This is a genomic window from Rhodococcus sp. MurmanLake-1, assembly GCF_056945715.1.
Window position 1 is genome coordinate 363,656 of record NZ_JBWZNF010000005.1, and the last position, 24,124, is coordinate 387,779.

Genomic DNA, 24,124 nt, shown 5'->3' on the forward strand with positions numbered 1-24,124 from the left:
AGAAAGTGACGCGATTCGATTGCCTGACAATTGAATTGGCCCCGGAATTAACCCCCGAATTAACCCCCGAATCGGCCCAGACAAGCACTCGACCCCGCTCCCGGAAGTGCAGGGAGCGGGGTCGAGTCGGAACGATTTCGGTCAGATGCCCATCGAACGAGCGAGCATCGGCCAGGAGTTGTGGAGATCGTCTTCCCAGTAGCCCCACGAGTGGGTGCCGGTCGGCTTGAAGTCGAAGGTGGCCGGGATCTTGAGATCGTTGAGGCGGTAGGCGAGGTTGTGGGTGCAGTAGTTGACTGCTGCCTCGATGACGCCGCCGACGATCACCTGGTTGGCGAGTGTGCCGACCTGTCCGTTGATCGCCTCGTTGTTCAGGGTGTCGTGCGGGCCGGGGAGTCCGGAGCCGGTGGAGATGAAGAGCTCGGTGCCGCGGAGCTTCTCGGCGTTGACGACGGGGTCGTTGTCGATCCAGCCCTGGCCGTCGAGGGGGCCCCACATGTTGGTCACGTCAGCGTCGCCGCGCATGCCCACAACCAGTTCGATGGAGGACTGGCCGACCGGTGTGCTGGTCTCGGCGCATCCGCTGTATGCACCGACGCCCTTGTAGAGGCCCGGAGCTGCGATGGCGAGGTTGAGGACCGAGGTCGCGGTCATCGAGATCGCGGAGATCGACTGGACGCCGTTGGTGTTGAACTCGGCGTCGATGACGGGCGGGAGTTCCTGGGTCAGGAACGTCTGCCACTTCTGACGGCCGAGGGACGGGTCGTCGTTCACCCAGTCGGTGTAGTAGCTGAATGCACCTTCGAGCGGGGTGACGACGTTGACGTTCTTGTCAGCGAAGAACTCGTTGACGTCGGTCTGACGCTGCCACGTCGCCCGGTCTTCGCCGCCGCCTGCACCGTTGAGCAGGTAGAGCGTCGGGCGGGGTTCGCTGCCGTCTGCCGGGAGGATGACCTCGAGCGGAATATCGCGTTCCATGGAAGGGGAGTACACCTTGATGGTGGCGATGCGCCCGTTGTCCGTGCGGCTCGAGAGCTTGGAACCCGTTGTGTTTGCCTTGGCAACAGTTGCCGTGGTGGTCGACGGATCTCCGCCTGCGGACGATACTGCAGGGCTGATCAGCATCGGCAGCACGGATACTGCGGCTACAGCGGCGACCAGACGGCCACGCTTGAAAGTGCGAGCACGCATACGTTCAGAAACCTCCACCTAAAATTCCTTCGAATCCGCCCAGGAGTGAACGGTCCTTTGTTGCTGTTCCCGTACGGGAATTCATGCTGGGTACATGCTCTGTCGATAGGTACAGGGCGTGTGAGTCTTGTAAGTTCTACCGCATCGGTGCGTTATCCGCCAGTGAACCAGAGATTTGCTGAACGTACGACCAGTTTCAGGTGAATTTCCCTGATCATCGACGGGATTAGTGAGTGAACCGGACATATCCACTATGGGAACAACATTGTTGCCTACCTCTGCAGTCGAACGCGTCTGTCGAAGATCTTCTCCGATATCAGCGCCCAGCGGGGAGTTACGTTTCGGTGAACGTCGGTTACTCGCCGCAGACTCGCGCGGACTCGACGGCAATCGCCAAGAGTTTCGCGTGGCAGGCGCGGGTCGAGTTCCCGGAGATCACCCCTGTCTTCACCGTCGACGGCGTCGTCGAGATTCAGGAGTCCGGCGGAATCGCCCTGGCCTTTGACCTGGAGGACTCGAATCCGCTGGAGGGAGACCTGGCCAACGTCTCGTACTTCTACAATCTCGGAGTCCGCTCGATGTTGCCGACGTATAACTACATGAACGCTGCCGGCTGCGGCTGCTTGGACCTGGCGGACACGGGGTTGAGTGGATACGGCCGTGACCTGGTTGCCGAGATGAATCGCGTCGGAATGACAGTCGACGGATCACATTGTTCGGTACAGACGGGGTTGGACATCTCAGCTATCACCCAGCGAGCAATGATCTACAGCCACTCGAACCTCCGAAGGTTGTGGGAGCATCCGCGCAACATCACCGATGATCAGGCCAGAGCGTGTGCGGAGACCGGCGGCGTCATCGGGATCAACGGCGTGGGCATATTCCTCGGCGTCAACGGACCGGATGACGACCAGGCTCGGCTGTCCGCGATGGCCGACCACATCGAAGAGGCTGTGGGACTCGTCGGCATCGATCATGTCGGGATCGGCTCCGACTTCTCCTTCGACGCCGACGACTTCCGCGAAGAGATCGAGCAGAACCCGTCGTCGTTCTCCGAGGCGTACACCGCGTGGGGGCCACTGCAGTGGACTCCTCCGGAGGACGTGCTGACACTTGATCAGGTATTGCGTGAGCGGGGCTTCGACGAGCCGTCGATCGAGGCCGTGTACGGCGGAAATTTCGCCCGAGTTGCCCGAGAAGTGTGGGCTACCGACGGGTAATGCGACCATCTGGGGACAGCGAAACGATGCAGGACTACCCTGGTGAATCGTGACCTCACACTATGACGTCGTTGTCCTCGGAGCCGGCCCCGGTGGGTACGTCGCTGCTATCCGCGCGGCACAACTGGGCCTGAGCACCGCCATCATCGAGCAGAAGTACTGGGGCGGTGTATGCCTGAATGTCGGCTGCATTCCGTCCAAGGCGCTTCTCCGTAACGCCGAACTCGCGCACATCTTCACGAAAGAAGCGAAGACGTTCGGCATGTCCGGAGACGTGTCCTTCGATTTCGGCTCCGCTTTCGATCGCAGCCGCAAGGTCGCGGACGGGCGAGTCAAGGGCATTCACTTCTTGATGAAGAAGAACAAGATCCCGGAGTACGACGGCAAGGGCACGTTCGTCGACGCCAACACCATCAGCGTGGAGCTGAGCAAGGGTGGCACCGAGACGATCACGTTCGACAACGCGATCATCGCGACGGGTTCGTACACCAAGCTGCTGCCCGGCACCTCGCTGAGCGAGAACGTCGTGACCTACGAAGAGCAGATCCTCACCCGTGACCTTCCGGGTTCGATCCTCATCGTCGGTGCCGGCGCGATCGGCATGGAGTTCGGTTACGTCCTCAAGAACTACGGCGTCGACGTCACGATCGTCGAGTTCCTCGATCGGGCACTGCCCAACGAGGACGCCGACGTCTCGAAGGAAATCGCCAAGCAATACAAGAAGCTCGGCGTCACCATCAAGACCGGTGCCGCTGTGCAGTCCATCAGCGACGACGGCAGCAAGGTCACCGTCTCGATCAAGGACAACAAGTCCGGCGAGATCGAGACCGTGGTCGTCGACAAGGTTCTGCAGTCCGTCGGCTTCGCACCGCGTGTGGAGGGCTTCGGTCTCGAGAACACCGGTGTCGCGTTGACCGATCGCGGCGCCATCGCGATCGACGACTACATGCGCACCAACGTCCCGCACATCTTCGCCATCGGTGACGTCACCGCCAAGCTGCAGCTCGCGCACGTCGCAGAAGCTCAGGCTGTCGTCGCTGCCGAGACCATCGGCGGCGCGGAGACGCAGACACTCGGTGACTACCGGATGATGCCGCGTGCGACGTTCTGCCAGCCGCAGGTCGCCTCGTTCGGTTTGACCGAGGAGCAGGCCAAGGCCGAGGGCTACGACGTCAAGGTCGCGAACTTCCCGTTCGCCGCCAACGGCAAGGCACACGGTCTCGGTGACCCGACCGGTTTCGTCAAGCTGATCGCCGACAAGAAGTACGGCGAACTGCTCGGCGGGCACCTCATCGGACCGGACGTTTCGGAACTGCTGCCCGAGCTGACCTTGGCCCAGAAGTGGGACCTCACGGTCAACGAGTTGGCACGCAACGTCCACACCCACCCCACACTCAGTGAGGCACTGCAGGAAGCGATCCACGGCCTCGCCGGCCACATGATCAACTTCTGACGGCAGGGCCTTCGGCCCCGTGCGCCTTTTCGGTAGTTCGCACTACCGGAAAGGCACACGGGGTTTTTCGTCTTTTGTGTCGAGTTGTGTTGCGAAACCGCCATCTGAGGCCTTCGAGTCGGGGTGTAGGCGCGCAACGCATTAGCGTCCCGAGTCGACCATTCGGCTTTCGAAGGACCACTCATGAAAACTCGTTCCGTACTGCTCGCGGCTTGCGTCGCGCTGACGCTCTCCGCCTGTGGAACCTCAGGTGACTCCGGATCGGACACCGAAGCTTCGGGTGCCGCCGAGGCGGGGGCGTTCCCCGTGACCGTCGACCACGCCTACGGTTCGACGACGATCGACGCGGAGCCTATGCGCATCGTGACCATCGGATGGAGTGGCCAGGATGCGGTGATCGCACTGAACAAGGTTCCGGTCGCCATGGAGAGCTTCTCCGGCGACGGCATCGAGAACAACATCCTGCCCTGGGACGCTTCGCGTCTGAACGGTGCCAAGCCCGTTCTCATGACGACCAATCCCGATATCCCGTTCGAGCAGATCCTCGGGCTCGATCCCGACGTGATCCTCGCCGTCTACTCCGGCATCGACGAGGGCGAGTACAAGCGCCTCAGTGACATCGCGCCGACCGTCGCGTTCCCCGACCAGCCGTGGGATACGGCGTGGGACAAGCAGATGAGCATGATCGGTGCAGCGCTCGGACAGCCGGAGCAGGCCCAGACGCTGATCGACGAGACCGGGGCGTACTTCGAGAAGCAGGCCGCTGATCACCCACAGTTCCAGGGCAAAACCGCAACGTATGCAATGCGCACCGACGAGGGCCTGATCGTCTTCTGCGGCACCGACCCGCGGATCCGTCTTCTCGGCCAGCTCGGGGTGAAGACCTCGCCCGGTGTCGACGCAGTGTGCACTTCCGGCGACAGTTCGGTGTCCGTGGGCATGGAATCCATCGACACACTCGACGCCGACGTCTTCATTCTCGTCGACGCCGACGGCACCAACCTGGACAAGCTGATGTCCTTCGGTCCGTTCGCGAACATGACCTCGGTGTCGAACGGCCGTCTGGTTCGTCTGGTCGGAATGGACTACGCGATGGCTACGTCCGCTCCGACGGTGCTGAGCGTTCCCTACGCATTCGACGAGTTCATCGCTCAGCTTTCGGACAAGTTGAGCTGATTCCGGGCGTCGTACGACGCTTGTGACGCAACGATTTTCGGCACCTGCGATTCGAGTAGTTCGATCAGGGCCGTGATCTTTGCGGCGACGTCGGCGCCGAGTTCGGTCAGGCTGTATTCCACTTTGGGGGGGATGGTTTCGAGTACCTCACGGTGCACGAGGCCATCCCGCTCGAGTGTTTGCAGGGTCTGTGAGAGCATGCGCTCGCTGACTCCGTCGACGCGTCGGCGCAGGGCACTGAACCGGTACGGGCCCTCGTTCAATGCCGCCAGCGCGAGTGCGCCCCAGCGTCCGGTTGCATTCTGCAATGCCGCCCGAGAGTTGCATCCGCGAGCGAAGACGTCAGCCTCGAGGGTTGGGTCCACGACGTCGGCATTCGGATCAGGAGTCTGGGCAGCACGTGAAGGTGAGTCGGTGCTGGTCATGAACCCAGGCTACTACTGCACGATCCGATAGCGCTAACTCACCGTGTTGCACTTACGAAAAATAAGTGCATGATGGTTGCAGAACGCATTTACGCTTCAACCTGGATCTGGAGTTCGCATGAGCATTGCAGTCACCGGCGCAACCGGAAACCTCGGACAACTGGTAGTCGAGTCGTTGATCGAGCGGGGAGCCGCCGCGTCCGACATCGTCGCAGTCGTCCGCAATCCACAGAAGGCGGAAAGCCTCGCCGCCCGCGGAGTAGTTGTACGCCAAGCGGACTACGCCGATGCCTCGGCGTTGGAAACCGCATTGGCGGGCGTCGACAAGCTGGTTCTGATCTCGGGAAGTGAAGTGGGGTCACGGCTCGCGCAACACACCAACATCATCGACGCGGCGAAGGCTGCCGGCGTCGGATTCATCGCCTACACGAGCATCTTGAATGCTCAGGACACGCCGATGAAGCTTGCTGCCGAGCACAAAGCGACCGAGGACGTGCTCACTCGGAGCGGTATTCCGTTCGCGCTGTTGCGCAACGGTTGGTACTGGGAGAACTTCACCAACGACCTGGCCGGTGTGATCGAACGCGGCGCACTGGTCGGTGCGGGAGCGGAAGGCAAGATCGCGGCTGCGGCGCGTGCGGATTACGCCGACGCCGCAGCAGTAGTCGCGACCACCGATGGCCACGAAGGTGCAGTGTACGAGTTGGGCGGTGACGAGAGGCTCACCTACGCCGAATTGGCCGAGAAGATCAGCGAATTTGCAGGCAAGCCTGTCGCGTACCAGTTCGTGAGCGAGGACGCATACAAGGGGATTCTCGAGAGCGTCGGCCTGCCTGCCCCGGTCGCAGAGATTCTCGCGGATTCCGATGCTGCAATTGCCAAGGGGGCGTTGGACACCGAGTCTGGTGACCTGCAGAAGTTGATCGGCCGCAGCAGCACTCCGGTGGCTGAGGTGTTGAGGAAGGCCTGACCTGCTGTGCGCCTTTATTAACCGCGGGCGGTTAATAAAGGCGCACAGGGGGTTATCCCATGTGGACTGCACCCTCGGCGGGCAGATCACCCTTCTTGGCGCGGACCAGAACCAGCACTACCGGTGCGATGATCGCCAACAGGATTGCCGCCCAACCGAATGCGGCCGAGTATCCGGATACCTCGGCGCCGAAGAAGTAGTCCGTCATCGAGGCGACGAAGTCCTGCACCGGCTGGGGGAGTAGCGCCAATTGGTCCCCGGTCGGGATGGTCGCATTCGACATGTCGACGGGAATGCCTTCCGGCGGGATCGGCGCCGCGTTGTCGGCGGTGAAGGCCGACTTGGCCGAAGCGTAGATCGTGGTGAACAGTGCGGTTCCGAGTGCGCCGCCTATCTGCAGGGTGGCGTTGACCAGGGCACTGGCAGCGCCGGCGTCGTGGTCGGGAACGCCGATCAGCGCGAGGTTCTGCATCGGCACCATCAGCAGGCCCAGTCCGAAGCCGAAGATCGCGAGGCCGGGGAACACGTGCGTCCAGTAGGAGCTGTGTACCTCGATCTGGGTCAGCATGAGCAGTCCTACTGCGGCCACCAGCGGGCCGGCGACCATGAGCGGCTTGGGGCCGATCTTGGTGGACAACTGCGCTGCGATGGTCGACGCCAAGACGATGAAGAATGCCATCGGCAGCGATCCGACGCCGGCCATGACCGGGCTGAATCCGAGCACGATCTGCAGGTAGAACGTCAGGTACAACGTGCCGCCGAGCAGGGCGGCGCCCACCAGCATGGAGCCGATCAGAGCAGCGCCGCGATCACGATGCCACGGAACGCTCAGCGGTAGAAGCGGATTCTTGCTGCGGCTCTCGACGACCACGAAGATCGCGAGGAAGACCAGACCCAGTGCGATGAACAGCAAAGTGTCCGCCTGACCCCAGCCGTGCTCGGCGCGTGTGAATCCGTAGACCAGTGAGCCGAGCCCCAGGGCGATGAGGACAGCGCCGGGAAGGTCGTAGCTCGTGTCGCCGTGCGCTTTGGTTTCCTTGACGATCGGGACGGCTGCAGCGATGGCGATCAGCGCGATCGGGATGTTGACGAGCAGGCACCAGCGCCAGTCGACGTACTGCGTCAGCACTCCACCGAGGAGCAGGCCGATGGCAGCGCCACCGCCGGAGATCGCGCCGTAGACGGCAAAAGCCTTGGCGCGCTCCTTCTCTCCGATGAAGGTGGTGGTGAGCATCGACAGCGCAGCGGGCGCGAGCAATGCTGCGAAGACGCCCTGGCCGGCGCGGGCGATGAACAGTTCGATACCGCTCTGCGCGATGCCGCCGATGCCGGAGGCAACCGCGAAGCCCGCCATGCCGACGATGAAGGATCGCTTTCGGCCCCAGTAGTCGGCGATACGTCCGCCGAGGAGCAGCAGCGCACCGAACGCCAAGGCGTACGACGTGACCACCCACGCGCGGTCAAGGTCGCTGATGCCCAGTTCCTCCTGGGCTGCCGGTAGGGCGATGGAGACGATGGTGCCGTCGAGCACCACCATGAGTTGAGCGAACGCGACGATGCAGAGCACCAGCCAGCGACGTTGATGATTCGGATTCTCGGAGACAGCCGGGATCGGTGGCAGAGTGCCGCCGTCGACGTGGGACGTGGTGGTCATTGGAAAAAGGTATTCCAGCCTTCTCAGGTGAGTCAAACGAAATAGTTCGTTCGGTTACCATCATCACTATGGCTCCCACTGACGTGACCGCGACGAAACAGCGAATCCTCGACGCTGCGCAAGAAGAATTCGGTACCTACGGGCTTGCCGGTGCGCGCATCGATCGGATTGCGAAGAACGGAAACGCCAGTAAGGAGCGCCTCTACGCCTATTTCGGTGACAAGGTCGCGTTGTTCCACGCGGTGCTCGACGTCGACTTCGAGCAGGCGATGGAGTCTGTCGAGTTCACCGGTGAAGACATGCCCGCGCATGCCGTCGAACTGTTCGACGCAATGCTCGCCAAACCACAGATTCAACGGATGATGATCTGGGGTCAATTGCAGGGTGAGGCACCACGGATGAAGAAGCTGGCCGAGGAACATTCCAGCTGGGTTCCGCGAATGGCCACGATCCGCAAGGCTCAAGAAGACGGCCTCATCTCGAAGCACTGGGATCCCCAGGACCTGATCACGATGCTGTTCGGCCTCGTGTTCGGTTGGGTAGTGGCCCCCGGTGTGGCCGACAACCAGAACGTCGACGCCGACGAGATCGCGCGCCGCCGTGAAGTGGTGCGCGAGGCCGTCACTCGAATCTGCAAGCCGTGACTGTCAGCGAGAGAGGTACGCGGCCCAACCGCCGTAGTCGGTGATGTCAGCTGCGCCGTTTACGGCGTCATGAGTGCAGCTGAAACCGACTGTCGTTCTGCCGTCGGATAACTCGACGCTCGTGAGCGCCATCGGTGCAGGCAAGGCGGCGAGGAACGTTCCCAGGCCAGCCGGTGAGATCCGGAAGATCTCGCCGACGACCGGTGCCCCGAGGCCGGGTCCACGGCGGACCAGGCCGGGCTTCGGGGGCGTCGTGTCGAGAGCGAAGAGCCGGTAGGCATCCGAGGTCGTGACGGTTTCGACGTACCGCGCGCCGAGGTCGACCAACTGTGTGTTGAGCGGTTGCCCGCGCAGGTGAGCGCCGAATACTGCGAGGTCGATTCCGGTATTGACGAGGGCGGGTGAAGGCACACCACCGAGTCGCGCAGCGAGGTCGATGGCGATCTGGTCGTCGAAAGCGGGTACGACGAACATGACGCCGAACGGGTGATCTTCGGCAGTGCGGTGTCCGGGCGCCGCGACGGCCGCCATGTCGAGCAGGTTGCAGAAGTTGGTGAAAGTTCCCATCCGGCGGTTGATTCCGAATGGATCCTCGGTCACGGCAGCGATGGTCGGATGTTCGGTGGTGGTGGGAAGCAGTAGGGCGTCGAACCCGGCGAGGAGTTCCCGGGCGGCAGCCTTGGCGTGGGTGAGAGCGTCGAGATCGTCGACTAGCTGGTATCCGGTGGGGTGCTTCGCGCCGAGCACGATGTCGGACACCGCGGGATCTGCTCCGGCAGGACGAGTTTCGAGGAACTCGCCGGCAGCGGCGTACCGCTGCGCCACCACGGCGCCGTCGTAGAGCAATCGGGCCGCGTCGAGCAGCCCGGAGATGTCGACGGTCTCGGTCTCGGCGCCGCCGGCTACCAGAGCTGTCACAGTGTCCTGAAATGCTGCCAGATACGACGGGCTAAGTTGAGCGAGATCCTCGATTCGGGGGACCGCGACGCGGGGATTCGGCGCCGCCGCGAGACGAACGTCGGAAGGCCAGACGCGGCTGCGGGGATCTCGAGGTTCGTGGCCGACCATGATTGCCGCTGCCGCGGTTGCCGATTCGAGGTCGCCGGCGAACACCGTCAGAGCGTCGTAGTCGATGCAGGCGGGCACTACTCCGTGGACGGGAATGACACCGAGCGAAAGCTTCAGTCCGTAGATCCCGTGAAATGCCGCCGGTACCCGGCCGGAACCGGCGGTGTCGGTGCCGATTCCGATGTCTGCAATCCCCAGCGCGACAGCGACGGCGGATCCGGAGCTACTACCGCCCGAGATCAACTCTTCGTTCCAGGCGCAGCGAACGGCTCCGTACGGACTACGCGTTCCGACCAGCCCGGTGGCGAACTGGTCCAGGTTGGTCTTCCCCAGAACAACAGCTCCGTGCTCGATCAACCGTGCAACGGCACTGGCAGTTTCGTCCGGCGCATACGCGAATTCGGGGCACGCCGCTGTGGTCGGCAGACCGGCGACGTCGACGTTGTCCTTGACGGCGACCAGACGCCCAGCCAGGGGAAGATGCTCGCCCGCGGCGATTCTGGCTTCGACCGAGGCGGCATCGGCAAGCACATCTTCCTTGCGGCGCAACGTGATCCAGACTTCGGGGCGATCTACTTCCTCGATCCGCTGGAATGCCTGCTCGACCCGGGCTGTCGGGGTGAAAACTTCTGCTGCGATGGTCATGGTGTGTACTGCTCCGATCAGTCCGTGATGGTGGCGAGTGAGAGCGCGGTGATCGCGCGGGTCACCCGGTCGAGGACGACGTCGAGAGACTCGCCGATGTGCTGGTGCAAAAGCGTGCGGGCCTCGGGCAGATTGCCGGCACGTAGTTCTTCGAGGATTCGAATGTGCTCCGCGATCGAGGTGTCGATGCGGCCGTTGACCATGAAGTCGTACATCCGAACGTGCCGGATACGGGAATTCACCGACAGCAGCGACGCGACCAGTTCATTGTTTCCCGACGCCCTCAGTACGGCGACGTGGAATTCCTCGTCCAGTTCGACGAACCCCGGTTCCTGAGCCGGCGGATCGAGAGCTAGGGCACGCCACCGCACCAACTCGTCGTCGAGGATTGTTCGGTCGTGCCGGATCGTCGGATCTGCGATCGCCCGGGTAATTCCTTGTAGTTCCAGAGTGATTCGGAGTTCGTACAGATCTCGGATCCGCGGGATGCTCGGGCGCACGGCGGAGAACCCGTACTCTTCCCGGCGCAGGAGTCCATCGGCGCACAGCATCGTCAACGCTTCCCGTACTGGTGTGCGAGAAATGCCGAAACGCGTGGAGAGCTTCGGTTCCGTCAGGCGCTGATCGAACCCGATAGTCCCGTTGACCAGTTCGGTGCGTAGTTCCCGGTAGACCACCTCACGCAGTGGCTCCGGCGCCGTATTCATCCCTGTCGACATACCTGTATACGCTATTGATCAGGTGTTTCGTCCAGATGTCTTCGGGTAAGAGCTGAGTTACGGCCGCCGCGGAACTTCAGGAGAAGTCGCGCTGAACCCGCAAGGTTCCGATCGTGGTGGCCAGGCCGTCGTACTGAGTGACCAGCAAGGTGAATTCGATCAACCGACGATCGTCGAGATGCTGCGAGAGCGTTCCCCACGTGTTGTCGGTGATGTCCTTGGTGGTGACCAACTCGTCGACCGCAGTCAAGATCGCACGGTGACGCGGACTCAACTCGGAAGCGCCAGGGCCCTCGATGATTCGGGCCAGTTCTTCTGCGTCGATTCCGGCTTTGCGGCCGAGCCTGATGTGGTGATCCATCTCGTAACCGCAGTCCCGCAGATGCGCGACCCGCAGGATGATCAGTTCGGTGTCGTGGCGAGAGATCTTGCCGCCGGGCATGAGTGAGCCGGAGTAGTGCAGCCAACCGCGGAAGAGTCCACCCGTGCGCCCCAAGGTGCTGAACAGATGCGCGTCGGGTGCTCCGGCGGCCTTCGACAGGACACGCCAGATTCCCCAGTTGATCGGACCGAGGTCTTTGAATCGGCCGGGCGGGATGCGGGGGTTCATGCGACTCCACGGATGTGAGAGGGACGGAGGTCGATAGCTCGTTGCGCGATGTGGCGAACCGCAGCGCTGCGGCGGGGCGCGTGTACGCGTGACTTCCGGCCGACGATACCGCGCTCGAACGCGTCGACGGCGTCAGCGACGGTCGTGGTGCCGGCGCTGGCGAGGGTTCCGCGAGCGCCGTCGAAAGAGAGTGCGGTGGTATCGGTGTCGATGTCTCCGATATACGCGACGCCCACCTTGGTACCAAGGTGTTTCATTTCCAGGCGCAACGCGTCGCCCAACGCTTCGACACCGGCGCGCGAAGCACCGAACGGTCCGCGGAACGGGTGCTTCGCCGCGCCGTGGGCCGAGGCGACCACCAGGGCGTAACCATCTTCGTGACTGATGTGGGGACCCGCTGCGCGCAGGGTGTAGTACGTGCCCATGAGGTTGACTTCGACTGCGCGACGCATGTCTTCGACGTCTCCGTCGAGGATCGACGAGTTCGCCTCGACGCCGGCATTGGCCACGACGACGTCGATGCCTCCCAACTTCTCAGCGATGTAGTCGACGCCGCGAGATACCTGCTCGGGGTCGGCGACATCGCACAACTGCCAGGGTGCGCGGCCGCAGGAAGTGGCGACTTGCTCGAGAAGTTCCGGCTCGAGGCCGAGCAGTCCCACGGACGCACCACGGTCGTACAGGCGTCTGGCCAGCGAAGAACCGATATTGCGGGCAGCGCCGGTGATCAGGATGCGCCGACCCGTCAGATCGTCGCCACTGCTCTTGGCCGATTCGGCCTTGCCCGCCTCGCTCTTGCCCATGTGCTGTGTCCCTACGCAGTTACCTTCTGGTCCTCCGACGCTAACACCGCCGGGTAGCTGCGACTGCAAGTACCGCCAACTCCGTCCGAACGGGTGTTCAGACCGATGCGGCTTCGAGACGCGGATGTGGCGTGGAAGCCTGGGGCGACCGCAATCGACGGAATCGGACCACAGCAACGACGGCGGCAACAGCGGCGAGGATCACCAACGGCAGTGACGGACCCATCGTGGGCTCGATGACAACCAGTAGCACCGGCAGTCCGAATCCGAGATAGGTGCCGACGTAGAAGATCCCGGTCAAAGCGCCCCGCGAGGCCGGGGGAGCCAGCGACTCGAGGTCGAGCAGCCCCTCACGCAGACACAGTCCGTAGGCCGTACCGAGGACGAGCGCGCAGACGATGAACAACCCGAGCGCGGGGTGCGCGCCGCCGACTGCGACCAGGCAGTATCCGAGTGCCGCCAGTGCGGCGCCTGTCGTGCCGGCCTGAGGACCCCAATTGCGATGGCGCGCAGCGGTTTGAACCAGGATTCCAGCACCCAGAGTCAGCGCCGCGGCGAAACCCGGAAGGAGAGGACCCGAGTAGCGGTCCCCGAGCCTGGCCGTCATGGTCACGAAAGACACTGTTGCGCTGGCGAACACCCATGGCGCCAACGGAAGTGCCCAGAGCAGTGCGGCCTTCACACCGGTTCCCGACCGCTCTGCGCGGTCGGGAATCTGTGTGAACATCGCAGCTTTGGTGGGAGCAGGAGTACGACTCCACACAGCTGCCGCGGCAACCGAACCCACCGACAAGACGGTCGAGACGACAAAGGGCGTAGCGAGTGGGAAGGCGGCAAATTGTGCCAACAGACCCGAAAACAGTGGTCCCAGTGCAAAACCCGAGGTGAGTACGACGCCCGCCATCACGGTTCCGGACTTGCCGCGAAGGTCGGCCGCCCACGCGGTACCCGCGCCGATTGCCAGACCGGCACCGATACCGACTACGAGGCGCCCGACCATGAGCCCGGGCGCGTCGTGCCAGAGAAGAAGAATCAAGGTTCCGAGCGAGGCTATGAGTGCTCCGGGAAGGACGACTACAGCTCGGCCGACGCGGTCCGACACTGCTCCACCGGTCAACAGGCCGGGTAGGAGTCCGAGCGCATAGATACCGAAAACACCGTCGAGCACGGTATGCGAAAGGCCCTCGTCCACCCGGAGAACCGGGATGAGCGAAGCAAAGTGGTTGGCGGCCCAACCCGTCGAAAGTAGTACGGCCAGTACCGAGATGAACCCGCGACGGGATGGATCGCCCATACCGGCAGCTTAGGCGGGCACCAGATCGCTCACGTCGGCGAGGAGTTCAAACGTGCGCAACCATGCCTCGCGGTTGGTGCCGGTCGACACCGTGATCAGCTCGTCGGCCTGCGCATGCTCGGTGAACTCGTCGAGGTACGCACGCACCTCGGCGGGCGTGCCGATGGCGCTGTACTTGGTCATTTGCAGAACCTGCTGACCGGCGGGGGAGTCGAGCAGCATGTCCGCTTCGTCGTCCGTGAATTTGCGTCCACGCCCGAGAAGAAGACTGACGCGCGAACGCTTGGCCGCGAGGAAGTCCTGCTGAGCCTGCTCATGGGTGTCGGCGGCGATGACGTTGACGCCGGCGATGACGTACGGCTCCGCCAACTGCTCCGACGGCTTGAACTCGCGTCGGTAGATTGCGACGGCGTCGCGCAGGGCGTTGGGGGCGAAGTGCGAGGCAAATGCATACGGCAGGCCGAGCATCGCGGCGAGCTTGGCGCCGAACAGTGACGATCCGAGAATGTAGAGCGGAACGTGAGTGCCCTTACCGGGAACGGCATTGATTCCGGGGACGCGCGAGGTGTCGCCGAGGTAGCCCTGAAGCTCGAGTACGTCCTGCGGGAAGCTGTCCGAAGAACTCGGGTCGCGTCGCAAAGCCTGCATCGTCTTCTGATCACTACCGGGCGCGCGGCCGAGACCGAGATCGATTCGACCGGGGTGCAAAGTCTCGAGGGTGCCGAACTGCTCGGCGATCGTCAGCGGTGCGTGGTTGGGCAGCATGATTCCACCGGCGCCGAGGCGGATTTTGCTGGTGTTCGCGGCGACGTGGCTGATCAGAACGCTGGTTGCCGAAGACGCGATGGAACCCATGTTGTGGTGCTCGGCGTACCAGATTCGCTTGTAGCCCCACTCCTCGGCACGCTGCGCCAGGGTCACGCTGGCGTCGAAGCTGTCTTTGGCGGTTTCGTCGTCCCCGATGTGGGCGAGGTCGAGGATGGAAAGTGGTACGGCCATGGAGGTGGAGCCTTTCTCGGCGAATAGAACGCAAGCGTCGTTGGAAGGTGCAACCATCTGGCCGGCTTTCCTATTTCCCCCTGGTCAACGCCCACAGATGGCGGCGAGGAGGAGAAGGCGTCAAGTCTTTGTCTCAATTTCGGTCATTTCGGATATTTCGGGTGAAAGTGGGGGCTAGATTTCCCGAATCGGAGGTTCTTTCGCATTCCAAGTGAATCGAGACCAGCATGGCCACTGATCGGAAGGCTGTAAACAAGCGCAAAGTACGTGCATTACTAGCCGGAGGACTTGTCCTCGGTATCGGCGCCGCTGTCACCTTGGCAGCGTGGACAGACAATGTTTTCGGCGACGCGCAGTTCAAGACGGGAAGTTGGAATCTCCAGGGCAGTTTCGACGGACTGACGACCTGGGGTGAGTATCAAGTCGACGCTTCCGCCGGCCACTTCCAATTCAGCACGGGATTCAACACACTCGCACCCGGAACGACGGTATATGCGCCGGTAGCGCTACGGATCGGTCCCACGGCCAGCACTTTCGGCGCGACGGTACAACTACTCGGTGCGACGGGCGGTGATGCCGATCTCAAACCCGCCCTGCGGTACTCGGTGTATCGAGGTGTCTCCTCCACGGCCTGCACGGCGGCGGGAATTGGAGCAGGCACAGCATGGGTGGGCACGACAGCTAGTCCGGTGGCCTTGACGGCAGGTTCGGGTTCGGATGTCGCCTTGCTAGGCACGGGTGTGCCGGTCGAACTGTGCTTCGCGGTCACGCTGCCCGCCGGAGTCGACCCCTCGATCGTGTCGGGCAAGGACACCGGGCGCTTGCTCTGGCAGTTCACCGGCCAGTCCACCCCCTGACGCCTGCGTGGTCACACGGCGAATGCGTCAGGTGTACGCACTGGCGGCCTCGGGACTCGTCCTGGGTATCGGTGCAACCACCGTGGCTGCCAGTTGGGTGGACAGCACGATGGGCGATGCATCGTTTCGCACCGGAACCTTCGGAATCGAGTCGAACGTCGGCGGTGGATGGTCGTCGCATGCATCCAGTGCCCCTGGCATTTTCACGTACACACCCTCGGCGCTCCTGATTCGCCCCGGTGCGTTCTCGTACGGCCCGATATCTCTTCGAACAGTGCCGGTCTCGCCGGCAGCATCCGTCACTCTGCAGGCGGCCACGGTTGCCGGCGACTCCACTCTGGCGTCGGCGCTTCGGTATCGGGTGGTCAAGTCGACAACCTGTGATGCGTCAGCCTTCTCCACGGGAACACCACAATTCGTGGTGGGAAGTGCGACGGTGTTTCCGTCGCTCTCAACTGGTTCCGCAGTCGGGGCCATCGCGCTACCCGCCGGTGGAGCGTCCCCGGGCGCCGCGGTGGCGCTGTGCTTCGAGATTTCGCTGCCCGGAACCTCGGCTAATTGGAGTAACTCGGCGTTGATCGGTAAAACGGCAACTCCCACTTGGCAGTTCAGTGCAACACCCTGAAGGAGCTGCAATGCCAACACATGCCCGGGCAACACATGCCCGGACGAAGAAGCGTTCGGTCCCCACGATCATCGGGGACTGCATCCTTCAGGTTCTCGCTGCCGGTGGGGTTGTTTGTATCGCTTTGGTGATCTGTGCCTTCGCCTTCGACATCACACTGATCATGTTCAAGACCGGATCGATGTCGCCGACCATTCCGACCGGATCTCTGGCAGTTGTACGGGAAGTACCGGCAGATTCCGTCGAGGTGGGCGACGTCGTCACCGTCGATCGGGGAGTGTCCGAACTGCCGGTGACCCACCGGGTCGTCTCCGCTCGTACCCAGTACAACGGCATCACGATTCTCGATCTCAAGGGTGATGCCAACGCTTCGGCTGATCCCGCGGTATACGAGGTCACCACGGTCCGAAAGGTGCTCTGGCACGTTCCGGGATTGGCGCGGGTGATCGTCTACTTCTCGAATCCTCTTGTTCTGGGGGCGATCACGCTGACCATGGCCGCTTTGGTGGTTGCGGTATTCTGGCCGCGCAATACCGATGACGACGATGATGCCGACTCGGCCGAACCGAAAACCGAACCCATTCAGGTTCTTCTACCGCCGGACGGCGGGAGGCAATGAAGCGTCGCCACCTGTTCTCAGTCATCGTATTGGCAGTTGCGGTTGTTCTGGGCTCCGGTTTCTCGTCTCACCCACTGTTCGGAGAGACCGAAGCGGCGTGGACAGACTCCGAATACGTGACCGGTCCGATTTCCACCGGTTCATGGACGACGAGTGGGTACGGCAGATCGACGTCGGGCAAAGGAACGGCGACCGGCGGATTGATAACTCTGGGAGGAAATCTCGGCGGTTCTTTGATCGAACATCCGACCTTGCAAACTCAACTGTCGCCGGGCAAAACCACGGGGACAGTTTCGCTGGCGGACAACTCCGGTGTATTGCTGGGGTTGCCTGCACTCAGCCGCACGGGTAGCGCCGTTCAGTGCGCTGCGTATCTCGTAGGAGCGTCGGCATCGCCCCCATGTGGGGTGGCCGGGTCGGATGCGGACGCGGAAACTACCTCTACGTTGGGCCTGCAATTGAATCTGCTTTCGGTACTGGGGATCACGTTGATACCGGCGGACGCGATCACGAGCACAAGCGTCAAGACAAACGCGCGCTGTGCGAGTACGTCGGCGGCTACTGACCAGCCGACAGGAACCGTGAAAGTCGGCGGCGCCACCGTTGCCATCCCAGCAGTGGGTGCAAACGGTTCGGCCACGTCGACGTCGCCGACTACTGCGACCTTCGTGATGGCGAATGTCCCATTGCTCGCGCGGGTGGAAGCGCGCTTCTCGAACATCAAGGTCACCAGTACCCGAGCGGCTTCCGGTTCCGCGCCTTTTGTTGCTTCCTCCGCTGTTTCGGTGAGCTTCACTGTTGAGGCCGTAACCGTCGCGTTGTCGATCTTGGGTGAAGGACTGGTCACAGTCATCCTCGGATCGACGAACATATCCGTCAATCTGTCGGCCGCTCAGTGCGGACTCGATTCTTCACCCCCGGTGACGCCCTTGAGCCTTGTCACCGGACAGGCAGCGCGAGTCGCCGAGCCCACATCGACAACATCGACAGCTGTTCCCGTGACCGCCACGCCGACTACGGGAACGACGACGCCTGAACCTACAGCGGCCACCACCGCCACAACTACCACCGCCACCGCCACCGCCACAACCACCACCGCCACAACCACCGCGGCAACAGCCACCACGCTGCAGACAAGTCCACCGCTCACCACAACGCCCGTCACCTCGGCTCCGGCGGACCCAATCGGGACAGTAATCCAGGGGCCCGTCGGTTCGAGTATCTCCGCCTTCACCACGGATGACGGACTCACCTGCGACGTTGCGCCTGATGCGGACTACACGAGCGAAGTTGCAGTCGAATGCTCGGACGGCACAACGGGTACGGTCCCCGGTTCTGAACTCGGCCCGAAGCCAACCGCACCGGGGGAGTACCTCAGGATCCCCCTGACGAGAGACCGCGTCACCGAAGTCGTCACCCTGAAGTCAGCGACACGACGCTGATCAGTTACGCACGGCATTGGCCATGGCGGCCAACGAGAGGGCCTGACGAGCACGGTCGAGGACAACCGCACGAGAGATGTCGATGTGCGATACCAGTGCCTCGTGTGCTTGCGGAATCTTGCCGTCCAGAACCAGTTCGACGACGGAGATATGTTCCTCCACGGTGGCCTTCATACGGTCGGGAGTCAGGTAGTCGAACATCCTCACGGGGCGCAGCTTCGAGTTGACGGCCTGCAAGGCGTCGACCAACGCGTGGTTTCCGGACGAGGCGAGGAGCGCGATGTGGAACTCCTCGTCGAGCGTCACGAAACCGGCGTCCGGTACCGGCATCTGTTTGAGAAATGCGTACCACTTGTCGAGTTCGGAACCGAGCGCGTCTCGATCATGAGCGGGGGCCTCACCGTCGAGTACCCGACGAAGCCCGTGCACCTCGAGGAGTATGCGCAGCTCGTAGAGGCCACCCAACTCGTCGAGGTGCGGTCGGTACGGAAAGAGTCCATGTTCGTCGCGCTCGACCAGCCCGTCGGATTCCAACTTTGCGAGCGCTTCGCGCACCGGTGTTCGCGAGACACCGTAGAGATGGGCCAGGCGTTCCTCGCCCAGTCGTTCCGAGGGCGCGATCTGACCGGACATCAGATCGTTTCGGATCGACCGGTAAACCTGTTCGCGCAGCGGCGGCCGCACACTCATGTCAGATTGCCATCGCTCGACGAACCGCCTCGGTGGACGTGGTGCCGCCCTCACCGGTCGAGGTCACGTGTCCGGCCGCGAGAATGCTGTAATGCTGAGCAGATTGGAGCGCGAAACCGATGTGCTGCTCGACAAGGAGGACACCGAGATCGCCGCGCTCGGTGAGTTCCATGACGGTTCTTTCGATTTCGGCGACCACGTTGGGCTGAATGCCCTCGGTTGGTTCGTCGAGGATGAGGATCTTGGGCTCGGTGATCAAGGCGCGGGCGATGGCAAGTTGTTGTCGCTGCCCACCGGAGAGAAGCCCGGCACGACGGTCGAGGAGTTTGGTGAGCGCGGGAAACAGATCCAATGCCTCTGCGATGAGTGCCTTTCCGCGTTTGCGCCCGTCGGCGACCACCCGAAGATTCTCGGCAGTTGTCAGTTGTCCGAACGACTGCTGACCCTGCGGTACGTAGGCAAGTCCGCGAGCGACGCGGGCGCTCGGTCGTAGTCCGGTGATGTCCTCTCCGTTCAGAAGTACCTTTCCGCGTGTGGGTTTGATCAGACCGACGGCGGCGCGCAGCAAGGTGGTCTTGCCTGCTCCGTTGTGACCCATGACTGCCGCAACCCCGTCACTGGGAACCAGTAAGGATACGCCGTGGATTACTTCGGTGCGTCCGTAGCCGGCGCGGATGTCGACGAGCTCGAGCATGATTCAGTCCTCCGGGGTCGGTTCGGTGTCGGCGCCGAGATCGGTTCCGGCAGCGGCTGTGCCGAGATAGACCTCTTGCACCTTGGGGTCGGCTTGAACCTCCGCCACAGTTCCTTCGGCGAGTACTTTCCCAGCGGCGAGCACTGTGACGGACGTGGCGAACGATCGCATGAAGTCCATGTCGTGCTCGACCACGACGACGGTTCGTGCACCGCCGATGCGACGCAGAAGGTTTCCGGTCTCCTCGCGCTCCTCCAGGCTCATCCCAGCGACGGGCTCGTCGAGTAGTAGCACGGAACAGTTCTGCACCAACAACATTCCGATTTCGAGCCACTGTTTCTGCCCGTGCGCCAGAATGCCCGCGGGAGTGTCTCTGAGGTGCTCCAAGCCGGTTGTCTCCAGAGCCTCCTCGATCTCGGGGAGCACACCTTTGCCCCTTCGGAGCAGGTTCCACGCCGAGCGACCGGCTCCCGCCGCGATGTCGAGATTCTGCAGCACCGAGAGTTCTTCGAAGACGCTTGCCGTCTGAAAGGTTCGCCCGACGCCGAGGCGGGCGATCTTGTGAACCTTCTTGCCGAGTAGTTGCTCGCCGGACTTCGTGATCGAACCCGTCGCGGGAACGAGTCCGGTGATGGCGTCGACCAGCGTTGTCTTTCCAGCCCCGTTCGGGCCGATGAGAAACCTGAGGTCGCCCTGCATGAGGGTCAAGTCGACGCCGTCGACGGCCTTGAAACCGTCGAAGCTGACCGAAAGGTTCCGTACTTCGAGGTACTCGGACGACATTCCGGCGTTGCCGCCCAGTGCCGGTGTGGGTTCGCTGGTGGCGGTTGTGTTGGTCATGACGACACCTCCACTGGTTCGGGTTGGGAGACCTTGACCGGCGGGTCGGCCGGGGTCTCACGCTTCTTGCGGTGGCGCATCAGGGCGAACAATCCGGCCACACCTGCCGGGAAGAACCCGACCACGACGATGAACATCAACCCTTGTGCGTAGATCCATCCCGAAGGGAGTTTCTCCGAGAATGTCGACTGCGCCCAAGCGACGCCGATCGCACCGAGTACCGGACCCAGAAGCGTTGCGCGGCCACCGATCGCGACCCCGATGAGGAAGGCGATTGACGGAACGATCCCGACGTCGGCGGGGGAGATGATGCCCACGATCGGAACGAAAAGCGCACCGGCGATACCGGCGAGGAACGCCGCGGTCACGTAGGCGACCAGTTTGATGTTCGCCGGATCGTATCCGAGGAAACGTACGCGCTCCTCTTGATCGCGGACGGCGACGAGGAGTTCGCCGTATCGGGAGTTCATCAGCTGGCGAATCAGAGCGACCGATGCGAGAAGAACTCCGGCGGCGATGAAGAACAACATCTGCTTGTTCGCCGGATCGTTGAGGTTGAAACCGAAGAACGTGCGAAAGCGGTTGAGGCCGTTGCTGCCACCGATCGACTGCTGGCCGATCAAGAGGATCGCGAAAGCCGCGGCGAGTGCTTGCGAGAGGATCGCGAAGTATGCGCCCTTGACTCTCCGCTTGAACACACCGAGTCCGAGGAGAAAGGCAACAGCGGCCGGCAGGAAAAGGATGGCGAAGATCGCCACGAATGGCGAGGCGAACGGTTGCCAGTATCCCGGAAGTTCGGTCTTGCCCGCGATGGACATGAAGTCCGGTACCGCGTCGCCCTTGAGTTCGGCATCGGCGATCTTGAGGTGCATCGCCATCACGTATGCGCCGATTCCGAAGAAGACGCCCTGGCCGAGCGTGAGCATTCCGCCTCTGCCCCAAGCCAAGCCGATGCCGACAGCGACTATGGCGAAGCACAGGAATTTGGCCAACAGTGACAGCCTGAAGTCCGAGAGCACAGCCGGAGCGATGGCGAACAGCACGATCGCGGCAAGTGCAAAACCGCCCCACACCCGAATTCGGGAATTGTTCAGGATGCTCATACGAGGCTCCTCGTCTTGACTGCGAACAGGCCCTGCGGCCGAACTTGAAGGAAGACGACGATGATGACGAACACGATCACCTTCGCGATCGACGCCGTCGTCGAGTACTCGATGAACGAGTTCAAGATGCCGAGGGCGAAGGCTGCGATCACGGCTCCCTTCATCTGACCGAGACCGCCGACGACAACAACCAGGAAGGCGTCGATCAGATACGACTGGCCGATGGTCGGGCTGGTGGAACCGATGAGTGTCAACGCGACACCCGCGACGCCGGCGAGTCCGGAACCGAGGAAGAAGGTCGTGATGTCCGTACGACGAGAAGAGATTCCGCTCGTCTCGGCCAGATCGCGATTTTGGACGACGGCCCGGATGCGTCGACCCATCGACGACTGCTTCAGTGCGACCGAAAGCGCGATCACCGCTGCGATCGCCAACACCAGAATGAAGATGCGGGTTTTCGGTACCACGGCGCCGAAAATATCGACCCCGCCCGAAAGCCAGCTCGGCGCCGAAACATTGACTGCGGGCGCGCCGAAGATGTCGCGCGCCAACTGCTGAAGAATCAATCCGACGCCGAATGTCACCAACAGGGTATCGAGGGGTCGGTGGTACATCCGCGATACCAGTACCACTTCGAGCACGACACCCATCAGTCCGCCGACGACAAAACCGACGAGCAGAGAAATGATCAACGATCCCGTTGCATTCGAGATCACCTGCTGCACTACGTATGCGGTGTACGAGCCGGCCATGATGAACTCGCCGTGTGCCATGTTGATGACACCCATCTGCCCGAACGTGAGAGACAATCCCAACGCTGCCAACAGGAGAATCGATCCGATACTCAAACCCGTGAACAACTGTCCGATCACAACATCCATGACAGACGCTCCACCTCTCTACTCGTCGATTCCGTCAATTCCGCCTTTCGTCGATCAGCTGCCGAGTCCCTCGGCCCAGGGGTAGTTCTTCAGGTACGGATCCGGCTCGATCGGCTGTCCCGAATCCCAGACCGTGTAGATCAGTCCATCGGAACGGATTTCGCCGATTCGGGCAGTCTTGGTGATGTGATGGTTGTCGCCGTCGATGGTGACGAGTCCTTCGGGTGCCTGGAAGGTCACACCGTCGGCGTTGTCCTGAATATCCTTGACCGCAAACGAGTTGGCCTTCTCGACGGTGTTCTTCCAGAGGTAGACGGAGGTGTATGCCGCTTCCATCGGATCGGACGTGGGCTTGTCCTGGCCGAACTTCGCCTTGTACGCCTCGACGAACTTCTTGTTCTCGGGGGATTCGATGGTCTGGTAGTAGTTCCACGCCGTCAGCTGGCCTTCGACGTTCTGGACTCCGATACCGCCGACCTCTTCCTCCGCAATGGAGACGGAGACGACGGGCATGTCGGCGGGCTTCAGGCCGACATTCGAGTATTCACGGAAGAACGCGACGTTGGAATCACCGTTGAGTGTGTTGAACACGGCGTCGGCGTCGGCTGTGCGGACCTTGTTCACGATGGTGGAGAAGTCGGTCGAACCCAATGGCGTGTAATCCTCGCCCTTGATCTCGATGCCGTTCGCTGCCGCGTAGGCCTTGATGATGCGGTTGGCGGTCTGCGGGAACACGTAGTCGCTGCCGACCAGATACAGCGACTTGACGCCCTTCTCCTTCAGATAATCCAGAGCCGGGATGATCTGCTGGTTGGTCGTTGCACCCGTGTAGAAGATGTTCTTCGAATCTTCCAGCCCCTCGTACTGGACCGGGTAGTAGAGCAGGGAGTTGTTGTCCTCGAACACCGGCAGCATGGCCTTGCGGCTCGAGGAAGTCCAGCCACCGAAAACTGCTGCGACGCAATCGCTGCTGATCAGTTTCTCGGCCTTCTCGGCGAACACTGTCGGCTCCGACGCGCCGTCCTCTGCCACGATTTGGATCTTCTTGCCCAGCACACCGCCGGAATCGTTGATCTCCTGCACCGCCAACGAGATGGAGTCGCGGACCGTCACTTCACTGATGGCCATGGTGCCCGAGAGTGAATTCAGAGAACCGACCTTGATCGTGTCCCCCGAGGTGTCGACGCACGACGTAGCCGTCGAATCTCCCGATGCGGTGTCTGTCGCCTTGCTTCCGCAGCCGGTGAGAACCAAGCCCAGCGCGGCGAGAGCGGCCGGCGCGGCAAGGGTGCGCTTCGAGAAGGTTCGCATGTACGGGCCTTTCGTGTCGATGGCTCTGGCAGACAATGGCTCTGACAGATCTGTATCCGGAGTGCGTATACAACGCTGTATTCGTCGAGTGCACAGAGTAGGTGGAAGTTGTTGCGGTGGAATGACTGTCGGTGACAAGTGTGTGTCCGGTGTTTCGATTGGATGTCCAGGACCTCACACCGCAGGTCAGC

The 24,124-nt window shown here is 62.3% G+C and carries 25 protein-coding genes; 9 read left to right on the forward strand and 16 right to left on the reverse strand.

The window, feature by feature from the left end; translation table 11 throughout:
• Nucleotides 1-141: 141 nt before the first annotated feature.
• Nucleotides 142-1,191, reverse strand: coding sequence for an alpha/beta hydrolase (locus AC2ETI_RS16995; RefSeq protein WP_007733735.1), 1,050 nt, complete (start codon nt 1,189-1,191; stop codon nt 142-144).
• Between the two features lie 233 nt (nt 1,192-1,424).
• On the opposite strand from AC2ETI_RS16995, the gene AC2ETI_RS17000 reads away from it, so the two are divergent.
• The 3 genes from AC2ETI_RS17000 (at nt 1,425) to AC2ETI_RS17010 (ending at nt 5,040) form a co-directional block, all read left to right on the forward strand.
• Complete coding sequence (locus AC2ETI_RS17000) at nt 1,425-2,411, forward strand: dipeptidase (RefSeq protein ID WP_030537958.1); 987 nt, start codon at nt 1,425-1,427, stop codon at nt 2,409-2,411.
• 49 nt (nt 2,412-2,460) lie between these two features.
• Entirely contained in the window at nt 2,461-3,864 is a 1,404-nt protein-coding gene (lpdA, locus tag AC2ETI_RS17005; protein ID WP_003941477.1) for a dihydrolipoyl dehydrogenase, read from the forward strand.
• Between the two features lie 183 nt (nt 3,865-4,047).
• The gene (locus AC2ETI_RS17010) at nt 4,048-5,040 is read left to right on the forward strand and encodes an iron-siderophore ABC transporter substrate-binding protein (RefSeq protein ID WP_019744462.1); all 993 of its coding nucleotides are present in this window, start codon (nt 4,048-4,050) and stop codon (nt 5,038-5,040) included.
• On the opposite strand, the gene AC2ETI_RS17015 is transcribed toward AC2ETI_RS17010, so the two are convergent.
• Nucleotides 5,016-5,465, reverse strand: a complete 450-nt coding sequence (locus AC2ETI_RS17015) for a winged helix-turn-helix transcriptional regulator (protein WP_007735410.1) — start codon at nt 5,463-5,465, stop codon at nt 5,016-5,018. The two genes, AC2ETI_RS17010 and AC2ETI_RS17015, sit on opposite strands and share 25 nt — an antisense overlap.
• Nucleotides 5,466-5,583: 118 nt before the next feature.
• On the opposite strand from AC2ETI_RS17015, the gene AC2ETI_RS17020 reads away from it, so the two are divergent.
• Nucleotides 5,584-6,435 carry an SDR family oxidoreductase gene (locus tag AC2ETI_RS17020; protein WP_483634145.1) on the forward strand — a complete coding sequence of 284 codons (852 nt, stop codon included), beginning with the start codon at nt 5,584-5,586 and terminating at the stop codon, nt 6,433-6,435.
• A 52-nt stretch (nt 6,436-6,487) separates the two neighbouring features.
• On the opposite strand, the gene AC2ETI_RS17025 is transcribed toward AC2ETI_RS17020, so the two are convergent.
• Complete coding sequence (locus tag AC2ETI_RS17025) at nt 6,488-8,089, reverse strand: MFS transporter (RefSeq protein WP_003941517.1); 1,602 nt, start codon at nt 8,087-8,089, stop codon at nt 6,488-6,490.
• Between the two features lie 68 nt (nt 8,090-8,157).
• Here AC2ETI_RS17025 and AC2ETI_RS17030 point away from each other — a divergent pair, with 68 nt between their 5' ends.
• Nucleotides 8,158-8,733: a TetR family transcriptional regulator gene (locus tag AC2ETI_RS17030; protein ID WP_019744460.1), complete on the forward strand. Its 576-nt coding sequence runs from the start codon at nt 8,158-8,160 to the stop codon at nt 8,731-8,733.
• Nucleotides 8,734-8,736: 3 nt separating this feature from the next.
• Here AC2ETI_RS17030 and atzF read toward each other — a convergent pair whose 3' ends face one another.
• From atzF to AC2ETI_RS17060, 6 genes are all read right to left on the reverse strand, one after another.
• Entirely contained in the window at nt 8,737-10,446 is a 1,710-nt protein-coding gene (atzF, locus tag AC2ETI_RS17035) for an allophanate hydrolase (RefSeq protein WP_141487586.1), read from the reverse strand.
• A gap of 17 nt (nt 10,447-10,463) precedes the next feature.
• Nucleotides 10,464-11,165 (reverse strand): GntR family transcriptional regulator, encoded by a 702-nt coding sequence (locus AC2ETI_RS17040; RefSeq protein ID WP_024487732.1) that lies wholly within the window; start codon nt 11,163-11,165, stop codon nt 10,464-10,466.
• A 76-nt stretch (nt 11,166-11,241) separates the two neighbouring features.
• Entirely contained in the window at nt 11,242-11,775 is a 534-nt protein-coding gene (locus tag AC2ETI_RS17045; RefSeq protein ID WP_019744457.1) for a carboxymuconolactone decarboxylase family protein, read from the reverse strand.
• The gene (locus tag AC2ETI_RS17050; protein WP_069146196.1) at nt 11,772-12,578 is read right to left on the reverse strand and encodes an SDR family NAD(P)-dependent oxidoreductase; all 807 of its coding nucleotides are present in this window, start codon (nt 12,576-12,578) and stop codon (nt 11,772-11,774) included. Before AC2ETI_RS17050 ends, AC2ETI_RS17045 begins: the two co-directional genes overlap by 4 nt.
• A gap of 97 nt (nt 12,579-12,675) precedes the next feature.
• Nucleotides 12,676-13,872: an MFS transporter gene (locus AC2ETI_RS17055; protein ID WP_030535534.1), complete on the reverse strand. Its 1,197-nt coding sequence runs from the start codon at nt 13,870-13,872 to the stop codon at nt 12,676-12,678.
• Nucleotides 13,873-13,881: 9 nt separating this feature from the next.
• The gene (locus AC2ETI_RS17060) at nt 13,882-14,871 is read right to left on the reverse strand and encodes an LLM class flavin-dependent oxidoreductase (RefSeq protein WP_020906723.1); all 990 of its coding nucleotides are present in this window, start codon (nt 14,869-14,871) and stop codon (nt 13,882-13,884) included.
• Between the two features lie 227 nt (nt 14,872-15,098).
• Here AC2ETI_RS17060 and AC2ETI_RS17065 point away from each other — a divergent pair, with 227 nt between their 5' ends.
• Genes AC2ETI_RS17065 through AC2ETI_RS17075 form a run of 3 tightly spaced genes read left to right on the forward strand, consistent with a single transcriptional unit; the run spans nt 15,099 to nt 16,972 of the window.
• Entirely contained in the window at nt 15,099-15,728 is a 630-nt protein-coding gene (locus AC2ETI_RS17065; protein ID WP_019744453.1) for a SipW-dependent-type signal peptide-containing protein, read from the forward strand.
• Nucleotides 15,729-15,735: 7 nt separating this feature from the next.
• Nucleotides 15,736-16,353, forward strand: coding sequence for a hypothetical protein (locus AC2ETI_RS17070; protein WP_020906724.1), 618 nt, complete (start codon nt 15,736-15,738; stop codon nt 16,351-16,353).
• Nucleotides 16,354-16,363: 10 nt separating this feature from the next.
• The gene (locus AC2ETI_RS17075; RefSeq protein ID WP_483634146.1) at nt 16,364-16,972 is read left to right on the forward strand and encodes a signal peptidase I; all 609 of its coding nucleotides are present in this window, start codon (nt 16,364-16,366) and stop codon (nt 16,970-16,972) included.
• A 358-nt stretch (nt 16,973-17,330) separates the two neighbouring features.
• Here the strand turns inward: AC2ETI_RS17075 and AC2ETI_RS17080 are convergent, their stop codons facing one another.
• A complete protein-coding gene (locus AC2ETI_RS17080) occupies nt 17,331-17,768 on the reverse strand; it encodes a hypothetical protein (RefSeq protein ID WP_142006126.1) in 438 nt (145 codons plus the stop codon).
• Here AC2ETI_RS17080 and AC2ETI_RS17085 point away from each other — a divergent pair.
• Nucleotides 17,758-18,414: a hypothetical protein gene (locus AC2ETI_RS17085; protein ID WP_397510059.1), complete on the forward strand. Its 657-nt coding sequence runs from the start codon at nt 17,758-17,760 to the stop codon at nt 18,412-18,414. The genes AC2ETI_RS17080 and AC2ETI_RS17085 overlap by 11 nt on opposite strands.
• Here AC2ETI_RS17085 and AC2ETI_RS17090 read toward each other — a convergent pair whose 3' ends face one another.
• Genes AC2ETI_RS17090 through urtA form a run of 6 tightly spaced genes read right to left on the reverse strand, consistent with a single transcriptional unit; the run spans nt 18,415 to nt 23,933 of the window.
• The gene (locus AC2ETI_RS17090) at nt 18,415-19,104 is read right to left on the reverse strand and encodes a GntR family transcriptional regulator (RefSeq protein ID WP_020906727.1); all 690 of its coding nucleotides are present in this window, start codon (nt 19,102-19,104) and stop codon (nt 18,415-18,417) included.
• A gap of 1 nt (nt 19,105) precedes the next feature.
• Nucleotides 19,106-19,798, reverse strand: coding sequence for an urea ABC transporter ATP-binding subunit UrtE (gene urtE / locus AC2ETI_RS17095; RefSeq protein WP_397510060.1), 693 nt, complete (start codon nt 19,796-19,798; stop codon nt 19,106-19,108).
• 3 nt (nt 19,799-19,801) lie between these two features.
• Nucleotides 19,802-20,638: an urea ABC transporter ATP-binding protein UrtD gene (gene urtD / locus AC2ETI_RS17100; RefSeq protein WP_483634147.1), complete on the reverse strand. Its 837-nt coding sequence runs from the start codon at nt 20,636-20,638 to the stop codon at nt 19,802-19,804.
• Nucleotides 20,635-21,741 (reverse strand): urea ABC transporter permease subunit UrtC, encoded by a 1,107-nt coding sequence (gene urtC / locus AC2ETI_RS17105; protein ID WP_021333894.1) that lies wholly within the window; start codon nt 21,739-21,741, stop codon nt 20,635-20,637. The genes urtD and urtC overlap by 4 nt, the downstream gene beginning before the upstream one ends.
• Nucleotides 21,738-22,622, reverse strand: a complete 885-nt coding sequence (urtB, locus tag AC2ETI_RS17110) for an urea ABC transporter permease subunit UrtB (RefSeq protein ID WP_003941514.1) — start codon at nt 22,620-22,622, stop codon at nt 21,738-21,740. Before urtB ends, urtC begins: the two co-directional genes overlap by 4 nt.
• A 54-nt stretch (nt 22,623-22,676) precedes the next feature.
• A complete protein-coding gene (gene urtA, locus AC2ETI_RS17115; protein ID WP_021343385.1) occupies nt 22,677-23,933 on the reverse strand; it encodes an urea ABC transporter substrate-binding protein in 1,257 nt (418 codons plus the stop codon).
• Nucleotides 23,934-24,124: the final 191 nt, after the last annotated feature.